Source organism: Brevibacterium jeotgali (genome assembly GCF_900169175.1).
Lineage (GTDB): Bacteria > Actinomycetota > Actinomycetes > Actinomycetales > Brevibacteriaceae > Brevibacterium > Brevibacterium jeotgali.
Genome location: NZ_FXZM01000004.1, coordinates 140469 through 153980 on the forward strand (window position 1 = coordinate 140469; position 13512 = coordinate 153980).

14 protein-coding genes are annotated in these 13512 nt (G+C 70.3%); 10 read left to right on the forward strand and 4 right to left on the reverse strand.

The annotated features are described in order from the left end of the window. Positions 1–93: 93 nt before the first annotated feature. The 4 genes from BJEO58_RS05375 to BJEO58_RS05390 all read left to right on the forward strand — a co-directional run bounded on the left by BJEO58_RS05375 (position 94) and on the right by BJEO58_RS05390 (position 4336). Positions 94–1818: a molybdopterin-dependent oxidoreductase gene (locus BJEO58_RS05375; RefSeq protein WP_101588575.1), complete on the forward strand. Its 1725-nt coding sequence runs from the start codon at positions 94–96 to the stop codon at positions 1816–1818. 165 nt (positions 1819–1983) lie between these two features. Continuing rightward, a complete protein-coding gene (locus tag BJEO58_RS05380) occupies positions 1984–2685 on the forward strand; it encodes a fasciclin domain-containing protein (RefSeq protein ID WP_101588391.1) in 702 nt (233 codons plus the stop codon). 158 nt (positions 2686–2843) lie between these two features. Beyond that, positions 2844–3479 carry a sigma-70 family RNA polymerase sigma factor gene (locus BJEO58_RS05385; RefSeq protein WP_101588393.1) on the forward strand — a complete coding sequence of 212 codons (636 nt, stop codon included), beginning with the start codon at positions 2844–2846 and terminating at the stop codon, positions 3477–3479. After that, a complete protein-coding gene (locus BJEO58_RS05390) occupies positions 3476–4336 on the forward strand; it encodes an anti-sigma factor (protein WP_101588394.1) in 861 nt (286 codons plus the stop codon). Before BJEO58_RS05385 ends, BJEO58_RS05390 begins: the two co-directional genes overlap by 4 nt. Before the next feature lie 168 nt (positions 4337–4504). Here the strand turns inward: BJEO58_RS05390 and BJEO58_RS05395 are convergent, their stop codons facing one another. Both BJEO58_RS05395 and BJEO58_RS05400 read right to left on the reverse strand, forming a co-directional pair. Next, positions 4505–5050, reverse strand: coding sequence for a MaoC family dehydratase (locus BJEO58_RS05395; protein WP_101588396.1), 546 nt, complete (start codon positions 5048–5050; stop codon positions 4505–4507). 198 nt (positions 5051–5248) lie between these two features. Next, positions 5249–6691, reverse strand: coding sequence for a TM2 domain-containing protein (locus BJEO58_RS05400; RefSeq protein WP_101588397.1), 1443 nt, complete (start codon positions 6689–6691; stop codon positions 5249–5251). 179 nt (positions 6692–6870) lie between these two features. Here BJEO58_RS05400 and BJEO58_RS05405 point away from each other — a divergent pair, with 179 nt between their 5' ends. Then, on the forward strand, positions 6871–7197 hold the full coding sequence (locus tag BJEO58_RS05405) for a hypothetical protein (protein WP_101588399.1): 327 nt from the start codon (positions 6871–6873) through the stop codon (positions 7195–7197). 12 nt (positions 7198–7209) lie between these two features. Beyond that, entirely contained in the window at positions 7210–7839 is a 630-nt protein-coding gene (locus BJEO58_RS05410; protein ID WP_246076074.1) for a class I SAM-dependent methyltransferase, read from the forward strand. Between the two features lie 82 nt (positions 7840–7921). Here the strand turns inward: BJEO58_RS05410 and BJEO58_RS05415 are convergent, their stop codons facing one another. Next, positions 7922–8683, reverse strand: a complete 762-nt coding sequence (locus tag BJEO58_RS05415; RefSeq protein ID WP_246075911.1) for an IclR family transcriptional regulator — start codon at positions 8681–8683, stop codon at positions 7922–7924. Positions 8684–8842: 159 nt separating this feature from the next. On the opposite strand from BJEO58_RS05415, the gene BJEO58_RS05420 reads away from it, so the two are divergent. The 3 genes from BJEO58_RS05420 (at position 8843) to BJEO58_RS05430 (ending at position 12199) form a co-directional block, all read left to right on the forward strand. Continuing rightward, positions 8843–10126 carry an acyl-CoA dehydrogenase family protein gene (locus BJEO58_RS05420; protein ID WP_101588402.1) on the forward strand — a complete coding sequence of 428 codons (1284 nt, stop codon included), beginning with the start codon at positions 8843–8845 and terminating at the stop codon, positions 10124–10126. A 14-nt stretch (positions 10127–10140) separates the two neighbouring features. Next, positions 10141–11229 carry an acyl-CoA dehydrogenase family protein gene (locus tag BJEO58_RS05425; protein ID WP_101588403.1) on the forward strand — a complete coding sequence of 363 codons (1089 nt, stop codon included), beginning with the start codon at positions 10141–10143 and terminating at the stop codon, positions 11227–11229. 61 nt (positions 11230–11290) lie between these two features. Beyond that, positions 11291–12199, forward strand: a complete 909-nt coding sequence (locus BJEO58_RS05430) for a crotonase/enoyl-CoA hydratase family protein (RefSeq protein WP_101588405.1) — start codon at positions 11291–11293, stop codon at positions 12197–12199. A 21-nt stretch (positions 12200–12220) separates the two neighbouring features. Here BJEO58_RS05430 and BJEO58_RS05435 read toward each other — a convergent pair whose 3' ends face one another. After that, complete coding sequence (locus BJEO58_RS05435) at positions 12221–12682, reverse strand: OsmC family protein (protein WP_101588406.1); 462 nt, start codon at positions 12680–12682, stop codon at positions 12221–12223. A gap of 63 nt (positions 12683–12745) precedes the next feature. Between BJEO58_RS05435 and BJEO58_RS05440 the strand changes: the two genes are divergently transcribed. Beyond that, positions 12746–13480 (forward strand): ArsR/SmtB family transcription factor, encoded by a 735-nt coding sequence (locus BJEO58_RS05440; protein WP_101588408.1) that lies wholly within the window; start codon positions 12746–12748, stop codon positions 13478–13480. The last annotated feature ends 32 nt before the right edge of the window (positions 13481–13512 follow it).

Sequence of the window (13512 nt, forward strand, 5' to 3'; positions counted from 1 at the left end):
GTCCGCACATGAAAGAACCTGTGCGGGCTGATGAAAGGTGGTGCATGTCGCCTCGCTGTCGATCTGATCCGCGCTCGGCTCCGAACCTCGTACATGGGACACCTCACTCGCATCGCACCCGGGCTGCGCACGCGCGGCGCCCTCGCCGGCGTCGCAGCCACCCTCCTTCTGCTCGGGAGCGCGGACGCGCTCGCCCGTGTGCTCGGCGCCTCGACCTCCCCGCTCACCGCGGTGGGACTGCTGGTCATCCGGGTCCTCCCCACGGACCTCGTGAAGCTCGCGATCACGCTGTTCGGGGAGTCGGACAAGATCGTCCTCATCCTCACCGTCGGAGTCGCCGGACTGGTGATCGGCGGTCTGATCGGCGGCCTCCTCTGCACGCGACCCCACGTCGCACTGCTCACCTTCACCCTCGCCGAGGCCGTGCTCATCCTCCTCGTCGGCCTCCGCCCGGAAGCCGGACCGCCGGATCTCATAGCCTCCGCCGCCGGCTCCGTCCTGGCGGCGTTCTCCTTCGCCCTGCTGCTCGGTGCGAGGCGGAGGCCAGGTCGAACCACCCGCCAGACGGAGGTCAGCCAGACGGAAGCCGGCCAGACGGACGCCAGCCAGACGGACGCCGGCCGGACGGAAGCCAGCCAGACGGAAGCCAGCCAGACGGAAGCCGGCCAGACCGACGCCGGCCGAACGGACGCCGGCCAGACGGAGGCCGGCCAGACGGAGGCCGGCCGGACGGACCGCCCCGCCGGCTTCGGCCGGCGGGGCTTCTTCCTGCTCGCGGGCGCCTCGGCGATGGTGGGGGCAGTGGGAATCGCTGCTGGTCGCACCGTCGTCGCGGTGGGCAGAGGTGCCGCCGAGGCGGCTCGTCGGTTCGTGCTCCCGGCGCCGGCCGTGCCTGCGCCGCCGGTGCCGGACGGCGCCGAGGTGGGGGTCGACGGAGTAGCCCCCTTCACCACCGCGCAGGCGGACCTCTACCGGATCGACACTGCGCTGGTGCCGCCCGCGGTCGACCCGGATGCGTGGGAACTGCGGGTGGACGGCCTCGTGGAAGAGCCGTTCACGCTGACGTTCGACGAGCTGCTGGCGATGCGGCTCGAGGAGCACCGCATCACGCTCACCTGCGTGTCCAACCCGGTGGGCGGGGGCCTGCTGGGAACCGGCACCTGGACGGGCGTGCCGGTGCGCACGCTGCTGGCCCGGGCGAAGCCGCTTCCGGAGGCGGACATGGTCCTGTCGCGCTCCATCGACGGCTTCACCGCATCGACCCCGCTGGAGGCGATGACCGATGACCGCGCATCACTGGTCGCGGTCGGCATGAACGGCGAACCGCTGACCCCGGAGCACGGGTACCCGGTGCGCCTCATCGTCCCCGGGCTCTACGGCTTCGTCTCCGCCACCAAGTGGGTGACGCGGATCGAGGTCACGCGGTTCGACAGGGCGGAGGCCTACTGGACACAGCGGGGCTGGGACGCGAAGGCCCCCATCCTCGTGGCGTCGCGGATCGATGTGCCGCGAGGGCTCGACTCCGTGTCCGCAGGGGAGGTCGTCGTCGCCGGATCCGCGTGGGCCCAGGGGGTCGGCATCGCCGAGGTGCAGGTGCGGTTGGACGACGGGGAGTGGACAGCGGCGGACCTGGGGGCCGAGGCCAACGCCGACACATGGCGGCAGTGGCGGGTGACGCTGCCGGAGGTGGAGTCGGGCCGCCACTCCGTCACTGTGCGAGCGGTCGACCAGGAGGGCACGGTCCAGACGGAGGAGCGTCGCACCCCGATCCCCAACGCCGCGACAGGCCATCACCGCGTCGAATTCCGCGCGGAATGAAGAACGCCAGAACATTCGTCCAGAAAAGTTCCGATCCGACCCATCCACCGACAGATCTGCTCCGAACCAGGGGTACACAGCGGGACATCGCAGACCGCGAGACGGTGGCCCACCGAACGGTGAGGTGCATCGCCCGCCCGCTGGACAACGTGAAGGAGAACGACGATGAAGACGTCAATCGCAACAAGGGCATCGGCTGCAGTCGGGATCGCGGCGATCGGTCTGCTGGGACTGAGCGCGTGCGGCGGTTCGATGGACGAAGGCTCTGAGGGCGCAGGCTCCGAGCAGTCGCAGGACGCCGGCGGCATGGACGAGGGCGGCTCGTCCGAAGAAAGCATGGACGAAGGCATGGACGAAGGCTCCGCGGGCGGTTCGACGGACCTGGTGGGCGCGGGCTGCGAGGCCTACGCGGAGCAGGTGCCGGAGGGTGACGGCTCCGTCGAGGGCATGGCGCAGGACCCGGTCGCCACTGCCGCGTCGAACAACCCGATGCTCACGACGCTGACCTCGGCCGTGTCCGGTGAACTCAACTCCGACGTCGACCTGGTCGACACGCTCAACGGCGACGAGTTCACGGTCATCGCACCGGTCGACGACGCCTTCGCCGCAGTGCCGGAAGAGGACCTCAGTGCGCTGGCGGAAGACTCCGACATGCTCACGAACGTCCTCACCTACCACGTGATCCCCGGCCAGCTGAGCCCGGACGAGATCGTCGGTGAGCACGAGACCGTGCAGGGCGACACCGTCACCGTCGAGGGTGAGGGCGAGGACATGATGTTCGACGACGCCGGCCTGGTGTGCGGTGGCGTGACGACGTCCAACGCGACGGTCTACATGGTCGACAGCGTGCTCATGCCAGCGATGTGACGGTGGAGCGCTCCTCCTCTTCTGCACGGCCCCGGGGCGGTCCGGCCGACGACGATTCGGTCGGGCCGCCCCGCAGTCGCGCCCGTGGAGTCCCGCGAGTCACGACGGGCCCGCGCGTCACGGAAGCGGGGGAGGAGCACCCGTGCAAAACTGGACGGATGACGCCTGCCACGCCCGAGGTCCCCGGAGCCTCCGAGAACGGGGCGGCTTCCGTGAGCGGACGGGCTCTGCCGGGTCGGGAGGGGGACGGCGATCCCTGTGCCGACCTGCTGGGCCGCATCAGCGCGGCGGACGAGGAGGCGTTCGAACGCCTCTTCCGAGAGTACGGCGCGGTCATGCTCGCAGCGATCGTCCGGATCGTGAGGGACCGATCGCTGGGGGAGGAGATCCTCCAGGACTGCTTCACCGAGATCTGGAGGCGCGCGTCGTCGTTCGAGGCATCCCGTGGATCAGGACGAGGATGGGTCATCACCCTCTGCAGGAGGCGGGCGATCGACCGGGTCAGGGCGGTGCAGTCCCAGCGCGACAGGGACTGGACGCAGGGCGTGGGCCAGCTGTCCGTCGTGGCGGAGCCGGCGGAGGACACCGCGGTCGCCCGGGACGAAGCGCTCCGGACGGTGACCGCACTGCGAGAGCTGGGCGAGCCGCACGCGTCGATCATCGCACTCGCCTACTTCCAGGACATGTCGCACGCGCAGATCTCCCAGCAGATGGAAGTTCCGCTGGGAACCGTGAAGTCCCGGATCAGGGATGGTATGACGAAGCTGAGGACGATGCTGGAGGGAGGGCGATGAGCGTGGACCGCGATGACCGCGACTATCTGGCCGCCGGCTATGCACTGGGCGGTCTGTCGGACGACGACCGTTCCATCGCCGCCGGCCTCCTCGAGACCGATCCGTCCTTCCGCCGCGAGGTCGCCGAGTACGAGGATTCGCTCGCAGGCCTGGCGGAGACCGATGAGCCGCTCACCCCGAGCGCCGACGTGGCGGCCGCGATCCTCGCGATCCCGCGCTCCGAGGGCGGGAGTACTGCTGCTGCGAGCACGGCGGCCCCTGTGACACGTGTGGGGACGCCGGGATCTCAGGAGGCCCCTGCGAGAACTGCGGGCACTGTGGCCCCTGCGGGATCCCAGGAGACCCCGCGGGAGGAGCCTGTGTCCCTGAGTGAACTGCGAGCCTCCCGCAGGACGTGGCGGATGCTCGCGGGAGCGGCCGCCGCCGCAGTCATCGTGGCGGTCGCGGGCCTCGGCGGCGCACTGCTGCATGTGACGGGGGAGCAGCGGGAGCTCGACGAATCGCTGGCTCAGTCGCAGGAGCAGCTGGACCGTGCGGAGCAGCTGCTCACCGCTCCGGACGTGCGTACCGAGACCGTCGACATGGGTGATGACGCGGGTATGACCGTGGTGTCGTCGCTGACGGAGCAGATGTTCCAGGTCCGCACGCACGGTGCACCGTCGGTGCCGGACGATCGGGTCATGCAGCTGTGGCTCATCGATGACACCGGCGCCCACAGCGTCGGCTTCCTCGCCGACGGTGCCGTGACCGTCGACGGATCCGAGTTCGCAGGTGGAGCCCTGGTAGGGGTCACCGAGGAGCCCGCCGGCGGTTCGGAGCAGCCGACCTCGGACCCGCTGGCCGTCGTCGAACTCTGACGGCGGAGCACCGCGGCTGATCGTCTGATCGTCCTGGCGGAACTCTGCTGTCCCATCGGCCGCGCCACAGCACTGCCCAGCAGGAACGACCCGGGCGTCTGCTGCAGGATCAGGGGGTTCCCGATCCTGCAGCAGACGCCCGGGTCGTGTGCGACGGAGCCGGCGGTGTCAGCCTTCGGTGCCTGCGGCCTCGGCATCCTTCTTCGCGTACTTCTCCTCGAGCTTCGCGATGCGTTCCGCGTTGGGGCCGTGGCCCGTCTTGTAGACCATCGCGGTGCGCTCGAAGGAGCAGACGACCTCGTCGTGCTGGTTGTAGCCCTCGGTGCGAACGGTCACCATGCCCATCGTGGGACGTGACTTCGACTCGCGAACGCCCAGGACCTCGGAACGGGAGCGGATCGTGTCGCCTTCGAAGACGGGCTTCGGCAGGCTGATGTTCTCCCACGCGAGGTTCGCGAACACGTTCTGCGAGATGTCCGTGACGGTCTGGCCGGTCACGAGTGCCAGCGTGAACGTGGAGTTGACGAGCGGCTGTCCGAACTCCGTGTTCGCGGCGTACTCGTGGTCGAAGTGCAGGGGGGCGGTGTTCTGGGTCAGCAGCGTGAACCAGGAGTTGTCCGTCGTGGTCACAGTGCGGCCCAGCGGGTGTTCGAAGCGGTCGCCCACGACGAAGTCCTCGAAGTAGCGGCCGTTCCATCCGTAGTGCGTGGTCATACTCGGTTCCTCCGTGCCGGGGGGTGTCGAGCGCGAAGCCGATGGCCTGCGCTGCTCCTGCCCCATCAGGGCGGAGCGTGAACGGCTCCATCGTACGGAGGTCGCACCGAGGAGGGTGTGCGGGCCCACATGACAGACGGCGGTCCGCACCGTGAACCGGGCGGACCGCCGTCTGACGGGTGTCGAGCGGGCTGCGCGTCAGCCGACGGCGAACTCCCACGAGCCGTCCGCCGAGATCGACACGAGCGAGGGGCCGGGCTCCAGGGTGCCGATGCCCTCGTAGACGCCGATCTCATTGACGACGAGATTGGGCGAGATGCCGTCGTACTGGAGGCCGATGAAGTTGGACTCGCCGTCGTGGCTGAGCGTCACGTCGCCGCCGGGCCCGTCGTAGAGGAAGGACCCGGGACCCGTGCCGCTGTCCGGCAGTGCCGGTGCGCTGGAGACGGGGGCCACGGTGACGTTCCAGTCGCCGGTCGCTGTGACCTCGATGCCGGTGGCGTCGCCGTAGTCGTCGACGCCGATGACGTTGGAACCGCTGCCGCCCGCCGGCAGCCCCACGAGCTGGGAGCCCGTCATCTCGCCCGCATCGTCGACGCCGTACGTGCGCACACCCTCGCCGCTCACGTCCTCGACAGTCACATAGGCGGCGGTCACGCCCTCCGGCAGCGCGACGACGTCTGCGCCGGAGCCGCTCGCGGTGGTGGGCTCGAACGAGCCGTAGGTGGAGTCGGCCCAATCGGCGGCAGCGCCTCCTGCCGCCGGCTGTTCGTCCGGTGCCTCGCCTGCGCCGGCTTCGCCGCCTCCGGTCTGCTGGTCGTCGTCGGCGTTGTCGGCGTCGTCCGCGTTGTCATCGTTGTCATCGGAGGAGTCCGACGTCGTCGTGTCGTCGGATCCGGTCGGCGCGCCGCCTGTGAAGGAGAGAGCTCCGGTCATGGCCAGCACGATCACGAGGATGATGTTGAGCACGATGCCGACCAGCCACACGCCGATCGTGATGATCCAGGCCTTCTTCTTGTGCTGGTCGTAGCCTGTGAGCCTCCGGCCCTCTTTGTCCTTCGTCGCACCGACGAGGTGCATGATGAGGTCGACGAGTGCCCAGATGCCCAGACCGCCCGCGGTGAGGAGCTTGGCGATCGCGGTGCCGATCTTGCCCAGGTAGAACCGGTCGGCGCCGAAGCTGCCCAGCAGCCAGCCCAGCAGCCAGGTGACGACGAAGGACTTGTCCGATTCGCCCTGTGCCGGGCCTGCACCATAGCCGCCGACAGCCGCTGGTCCCGACCCGTACTGGCTGGTGCCGTACTGATCGGCTCCGTACTGTCCGGACGAGAACTGGTCAGGGGCCGCGCCGTACTGGCCGGGAGGGGCGCCGTAGTGTCCGCCGTACTGGTCGGGCTGAGCGCCATAGGGTGCTGCGCCCCCGTACTGTCCGGCGTCCTCGCCGTAGTGCCCGGGCTGCGAGGCGTACTGACCGCCGCCGTCCTGTCCGCCGCCGTACTGTCCGGCGAACTGGCTCTGGTCGCCGCGGTAGTCGTCCTGGGATCCGTAGGACGACAGGGGCAGTCCCGTGTTCGGGTTGTACTGGGTCTCGCCGTTGTCGGCGGAACCGGAACCGGAGGCTCCGTAGGGCGGTTGCGACATGAGGTCTTCCTCTTCGACTGCAGGGGGGCGTTCCGCTGAGTGGATGCGCGCGGCATGCTGCGCGGCCCGCCCGAGGTGGGGTCGTGACAAGTCTGACACGGCTGCCCTCCTGATCCGGATCCGCCGTGTGGCAGGATCGCCATGCGCGGGTGTCGGAGCCCCTGCGTAGACTTCTGGATATGGGCACTGAACCAATCTTCAAGGATGCGCACGACGTCTCGACCGCACCCGTCGTCGCACTGGGCCTGCTGGGCGGCTATGTCACGGCACGCGAGACGATGATCCGCCCACTGGGCGGTGCTGTGCTGGCCGCTGCGGGAGCGTATGCGGGACGCACGTGGCTGAAGAAGCGCGGAGCGGGGACGACTGCCGGGCTGTCCGCCGCATACATCCTGGGCTTCGGGCTCTCCCATCCGCTGGCCAAGAAGATCGGTCCGTGGCCAGCGGTCCTGTCCGTCACGGCTGTCGCTGCGGGTGCGTCGTACCTGCTGGTCGATCGGGACTGACGCGTGACGGGGCTGACCATCGGAGGTGCCGCGCAGCCTGAGCGCCGCGGGAACCTGTGGACCGAAGCGCTCGCACGCGATCCTGAGCACTCGAAGAACTATGCGGAGCGCTGGCGGCGCATCGAGGCGTCCGGCCAGGACGTCTACGGTGAAGCCCGCCTCATCGATGCGATGGCGGAGCGGGGCGCACGGATCCTCGACGCGGGCTGCGGCACCGGCAGGGTGGGAGGGTGGCTCGCCCAGCGCGGTCACACCGTCGTCGGCGTCGACCTGGACCCCTATCTCATCGAGGTCGCCCGGGAGGACCATCCGGATGCCGCCTGGCAGGCCCTCGATCTGGGGCAGCTGGATCTGCGCGAGACCGACGGCGACCGCATCCGGTTCGATCTGGTCGTCATGGCGGGCAATGTGATGACGTTCGTCGCGTCGGACGAACGTCGCCCGGTGCTCGAGCGCATCGCCGACCACATGGACCCGGACGGACGCTTCGTCTGCGGGTTCGGAGCGGGTCGCGGGTACTCGTTCGACGAGTTCTTCGCGGACGCCGACGCCGCCGGACTCGCCCTCGACCTGCGGCTCGGCACATGGGATATGAAGCCGGCGTCGGACGACTTCGTGGTGGCGGTCTTCCGGTCCCGCTGAAGGGTCCGGTTGAGCAGGGGGGGGACCGTCGTCGACGCCGGCCCAACCGGTCAGACCCCGCCACTCACCGGGTGCCTGCCACTCACCGCTCGCCCCGCCGCTCGCCCCACCGCTGCCGTTTGTCACGCAGGAAGTCGACGATGACGTCCTCGCGGGCGGCCACCTCCGCGTGATCGCCGATGCAGGCGACGGCTGCGACCGTGCGGCCGGCCACCGTCACGGCAGTCGCGATCCCCTCGATCTCCACCTCGGACACGTCCGGTGTCACCACGAGCCCGTCGCGTTCGATGGCGGGCAGCTCCTGCAGGAAGCGCTCGACCAGCGGCTGATCCTGCTCTCGCGCTGTGCTGAGGCGGGCCCAGAGGTCACGCCGCTCCATGCCTGCGAGCAGCACCCAGCCGCTCGAGCACCGCAGCAGTGATCGCTTCACGTAGTTCTCCGCCAGATAGCCGTACGTCGGGCTGGTCGAGGCGTGGTCGACGTAGTAGAGGTCGGAGCCCACGATGATCCCCAGCACGGTCGTCATGCCGGTCTGCTGGTGGATCTCCTCCAGGTCCGCGTGCGTCACGACGTCCGAATCCGGGGTCCCTGCGAGTCGGGTGAGGAAGTGCGGGGCCGGGCCCAGGGTGTAGAGCCTGTCGCGCTCCTCCAGGTACCCGGTCGCGACGAGACCGTTCGCCAGTCCCTGGACGGAGCTCAGCGGTGCGTCGAGGAGTCGGGCCAGCTCCGTGAGATTCGCTCCGTGCGGACGCCGGGCCACGAGGTCGAGCACCTCCGCGACCCGATCGATCATCCGGTGGCGCGGTCGCGGCTTCGCCCTGTCGGGGGTGGGGGGAGTGTGCACAGGGTCTCCAGAGGGTCAGTGGTCTTCGGCACAGTGTAGATTCGCCCGGTCGCTCACCGCAATTCAGTAGACGAGTACAGAACCACGTATTACTGTGTGAGGTCAGTCGCGGTGCACAGGCAGTCCCGCGACTCCGACGACGATTGAGGTGACACCCGGATGGGCGGACAACTCGTCCCGCAGCTCGTCACAGAGGACGAGCAGACCCGCGCACTGAGACTGGAGGTCCGCAGCTTCCTCCAGCGGGAGGTCGCGGCGGGCACCTTCACCCCGTGGGTCGACACGTGGCTGACCCGTTGGGACAACGACTTCACGAAGAAGCTCGCCGCGCGCGGCTGGGTCGGCATGACGATCCCCACGGAGTACGGCGGGCATGGGCGGACGTTCCTCGAGCGCTTCGCAGTGACGGAGGAGCTGCTGGCCATGGGCGCGCCGGTCGCCGCGCAGTGGGTGGCGGACCGTCAGATCGCTCCGTCACTGCTGCGGTTCGGCACGGAGGAGCAGAAGCAGGCCTTCCTGCCCGCTATCGCCTCCGGGGACCTCTGCTTCGGCATCGGCATGTCGGAACCAGAATCCGGCTCCGACCTCGCGAGCGTCCAGACGAAGGGGCGCCGGGTCGACGGCGGCTGGCGCATCACCGGCCGCAAGACGTGGACGTCCGGCGGCCACGTGGCGGACGGCTTCTTCGCGCTCGTCCGCACGGAGCCGCTCGACACGGCGCACCGCCACGCGGGACTGTCGCAGTTCATCGTCGATCTGCGCGCCGACGGCGTGAGCATCGATCCGATCGTCTCGATGAACGGCGGTCACCACTTCAACGAGGTCACCCTCGACGACGTCTTCATCCCGGACGACCGCGTGCTCGGCGAGCCAGGCGAAGGCTGGCATCAGGTCACGTCGGAGCTCGCCTTCGAACGCAGCGGCCCGGAGCGCTTCCTGTCGACCTTCGCCCTGCTCGGGGAGACAGTCGACCACCTGCGCGCCGCGCGCACGCAGGCCCCCCTCGAGGACGTGCCCGCAGCCGACGGGCCCGCGGACGGCAGATCCGCTGCGCCCGCCCGGGCGGCCTCGGTCGGCTCGCCGTCCTCAGCTGCGGCCATCGCCCCGACCTCGCCGTCCTCCGCTCCCGCCCCCGGCGGAGCGCTGGGCCGCCACATCGCCCGCGTCACCGCGCTGCACCACATGTCTCTGTCGGTCGCCGCCAGCCTGCAGGCCGGTGAGAACGCGGACACCGCCGCCGCGCTGGTCAAGGTGCTCGGCACCACCGAGGAGGGCGACATCGCGGAGACCGTCGACCGCCTGGTCGGCGATGTCGCAGCGGACAGCCCCCGTCTGCAGGACCTGGTCGACGCCGCGATCGCGCAGCGACCCGGCTTCACCCTGCGCGGCGGGACGAACGAAGTGCTCCGCGGCGTGGTCGCGCGCAGCCTGGGCCTGCGGTGAGAGAGGAACACACGATGACGAACGAACAGCTCACCGACGCGGCCGAGGTCGCGGCCGAACTCCGAGCAGTGGCCGCCGACATCTTCGCGGACGCGGCAGGCCGGCTCACCGACACCGTCGCCCGGCCCCTCGACGCGCAGGTGTGGGCGACGCTCGAGTCGACAGGACTCGCCCGCCTCACCGGCTCCGAATCCTCCGGCGGCAGCGACGCCGGCTGGCTCGAGGCCGCCGCCGTGCTGGGTGAGGCGGCCTCCGCCGGAGTGCCGCTGCCGCTGCTCGAGCACGACCTGCTGGCCGGCTGGCTGCGCGATGCGGCAGACCTGCCCGTTCCGGCCTCGGCCGAGGCCGGAACGGGTTCGCCTGCCGATGCCGCCGGTGCCGCTCCGTCCATCTCCACCGCGGCCGAGGCCGTGGGGACCGGCCGGCCGGTGACCGTTCCGTGGCTGCCGGCCGCCGCCTCGGTCGTGGTGCTCGACTCGAGCGGCGAGCGTCCGCAGGTCTACGAGATGGCGGCGAGTGATCTCGTGTTCGACGAGCGCTCGTCCGTGACCGGTGAGCCGCAGGCGGTCGCCGTGCTGCCGACGGGAGTGGCCGGCGCAGTGGAGGTCTCGGAGGAACTCGCAGACGAGTTCCGGCACCGCGGAGCGCTGGGCCGCGCCGTGCAGATGGCGGGGGCCGCAGAGGCGATCTCCCGGCTGTGCGTGGAGCACGTGACGACCCGCGTGCAGTTCGGGCGGCCGATCGGCAGGTTCCAGGCCGTGCAGCAGCTCGTCACCGATGTGGCGAGCGAAGCGGCCCTCACGCGGACCATCGTGGATCGCGCAGTGCTGACAGTCGCGGAGCACGGCATGCAGGACGCTCGCTCGCGCTTCGTCATCGCGGCGGCGAAGGCGTGCGCCGGGGGAGCCGCGGAGACCATCGTGCGCAACGCCCACCAGATCCACGGCGCGATCGGCACGACGCTCGAGCACTCGCTGCAGCGGCGCACCCGCCCCGTCATGGGGTGGCGCCGCGAGTTCGGCTCCACCGCGGAGTGGGAAGCGCGGATCGAAGGGCAGGTCCTCGACCAGGGCGCAGACCTGTGGGAGCTGATCACGGCATGACGGGCCAGGCATGACGGGCCAGGCACGAACGGAACACGCACAGAGACGACGAGGAGTCACCATGGCAGACGGCGCGCAGCACGACAGCACACAGGACACCGGCAGCGCAGGCACCGGCGGCACGGGCACCGGCAGCACGGGTACCGACAGCGCAGACACCGGCAGCACAGACACCGACGCGCTGCTGGTCGAGCGCGACGGACACGTGGAGACGTGGACCCTCAACCGCCCCGACAGCCGCAACCCGATCTCCGACGATGACATGGTGGCGGCGATCATCGACGCGGTCGATGCCGCGAATGCGGACCCGGCAGTCCGCGTCGTCATCCTCACCGGTGCGGGCAAGGCGTTCTCCGCCGGCGGTGACGTGAAGAAGATGCGGGACCGGTCCGGCATGTTCGGCGGGCACCCGCACCAGATGCGGGGCGGCTACCGCTACGGCATCCAGCAGATCCCGCTCGCGCTGCAGCGCCTCGATGCGCCGCTCATCGCCGCGGTGAACGGCCCGGCGGTGGGCGCCGGCTGTGATCTCACCGCGATGGCGGATATGCGCATCGCGTCGGAGACGGCGTGGTTCGCGGAGTCCTTCGTGAAGCTCGGCATCATCCCCGGCGACGGCGGCGCCTGGTTCCTGCCCCGCCTCGTGGGGCCGGCACGCGCCGCGGAGATGACGCTCACCGGTGACCGGGTCGACGCGAAGACCGCCCTGGAGTGGGGCCTTGTCAGTCGTGTCGTCGCCCCGGAGGACCTCATGACGGAGGCGCGTGCGCTGGCCGATCGTGTTGCGGTCAACCCGCCGCACGCCGTGCGCATGGCGAAGAAGCTGCTGAAGGAGTCCGACGGGTCGAGCCTGTCCTCGCTGCTCGAGCTGTCCGCGGCGATGCAGCCGTTGGCCCACCACGCGCCGGACCACGCAGAGGCGATCGACGCCTTCCTCGACAAGCGGGACCCGACCTTCACGGGGGAGTGAGGCGGGCCGCCCCGCTTTCCCTCACTCCTCGTCGATGACGGTGGTCGTCACCTCGACGGGGACTGCCAGTGAGTTCGCGACGTAGCAGCGCTCATGGGCGATCTGCGCGAGCTGCTCGATCTCCGCGTGATCCGTGCCGGCGGGGACCGTGACGGTGACGTCGAGCGACACCGTGTCGAGTCGAGCCGGCTCTGCCTCGAGCAGCAGACGCGACGCCGCTGTGTCCTCGTACCCGAGGATCGTCGCCCCGGCGCGGGCCGCAGCTCCGAGGAAGGAGAGCATCTGGCACGAGGCGGCGGCCGCCACGATGAGCTGTTCCGGGTTCCACCGGGCGGGGTCGCCGCGGAACGACGGATCGGCGCTGAGGTCGAGGTCCACCGCGGCCGGCGGTGTCGTGATGACATGGTTGCGCGAGAAGGAGCGGATGCCTCCCGCGGTGGTACCGCTCCATCGGGTGTGTGTCTCATACGAGTGCGAAGCCATGGTCCCAGTGTGCGCGGGCGATCGTTCGGCGATCGCCGAAGTATCTGGGCGTAGCCTGGAACCATGGACAGCCGCAGTCCGGACCCGGGCACCGCGGAGTCCGGAGCCCGCCGGCGCGATCGTGACTTCTCCGCGCTCGGGAAGGCCTTGGCCTCACCCGCGCGCTCCGTCATGCTGTCCCTCCTCATGGACGGCACGGTGAGACCCGCCGGGGAGCTCGCGCGGGCGGCCGGGGTGTCCGCCTCGACGGCATCCGGGCATCTCTGGGTGCTCGTCGACGCGGGACTCGTCACGTGCACGGCGCGGGGGCGGGGCCGCTACTACCGGCTGAGCGGGCCAGAGGTGGCTCATGCACTCGAGACGCTGGGGCACATCGCGCCCGCTGCGCCCGCCACCGGGTACACGGGAGTGCGCGCCGCTGAGAAGCTGGCCTCGGGTCGGTTCTGCTACGACCACCTGGCCGGACGCCTCGGAGTCGGGCTCACCCGGGGGTGGGTCGCCGCCGGCTGGCTCGACGACCCCGACCACCTGCAGCTCACCTCAGCCGGACGCGACGGGTTCGCCGATCTGGGTGTGGACGTCATCGGTCTCGACGCGCTGCGTCGACCCACCACGCGGGCCTGCCCGGACTGGACCGAGCGACGGCCTCATCTGGCAGGGGCCCTCGGCGCCGCCGTCGCCGCTCTGTGCGTCGAGTCGGAGTGGGTCGTGCGGCGACCCGGCAGTCGAGGTGTCCGGGTGACCGATGCGGGAGCGGCTGTCTTCCGCCAGCGGTGGGGCGTCAGCTTCTCCCCGTAGCGTCGCCCTCTGCAGGCACGGGACGGGGCCGG

Coding starts and splice junctions, on each gene's coding strand:
- BJEO58_RS05385 (WP_101588393.1), top strand. CDS start 2,844: ATGACGCCTGCCACGCCCGAGGTCCCCGGAGCCTCCGAGAACGGGGCG.
- BJEO58_RS05380 (WP_101588391.1), top strand. CDS start 1,984: ATGAAGACGTCAATCGCAACAAGGGCATCGGCTGCAGTCGGGATCGCG.
- BJEO58_RS05435 (WP_101588406.1), bottom strand. CDS start 12,682: ATGGCTTCGCACTCGTATGAGACACACACCCGATGGAGCGGTACCACC.
- BJEO58_RS05375 (WP_101588575.1), top strand. CDS start 94: ATGGGACACCTCACTCGCATCGCACCCGGGCTGCGCACGCGCGGCGCC.
- BJEO58_RS05425 (WP_101588403.1), top strand. CDS start 10,141: ATGACGAACGAACAGCTCACCGACGCGGCCGAGGTCGCGGCCGAACTC.
- BJEO58_RS05405 (WP_101588399.1), top strand. CDS start 6,871: ATGGGCACTGAACCAATCTTCAAGGATGCGCACGACGTCTCGACCGCA.
- BJEO58_RS05420 (WP_101588402.1), top strand. CDS start 8,843: ATGGGCGGACAACTCGTCCCGCAGCTCGTCACAGAGGACGAGCAGACC.
- BJEO58_RS05390 (WP_101588394.1), top strand. CDS start 3,476: ATGAGCGTGGACCGCGATGACCGCGACTATCTGGCCGCCGGCTATGCA.
- BJEO58_RS05400 (WP_101588397.1), bottom strand. CDS start 6,691: ATGTCGCAACCGCCCTACGGAGCCTCCGGTTCCGGTTCCGCCGACAAC.
- BJEO58_RS05395 (WP_101588396.1), bottom strand. CDS start 5,050: ATGACCACGCACTACGGATGGAACGGCCGCTACTTCGAGGACTTCGTC.
- BJEO58_RS05430 (WP_101588405.1), top strand. CDS start 11,291: ATGGCAGACGGCGCGCAGCACGACAGCACACAGGACACCGGCAGCGCA.
- BJEO58_RS05440 (WP_101588408.1), top strand. CDS start 12,746: ATGGACAGCCGCAGTCCGGACCCGGGCACCGCGGAGTCCGGAGCCCGC.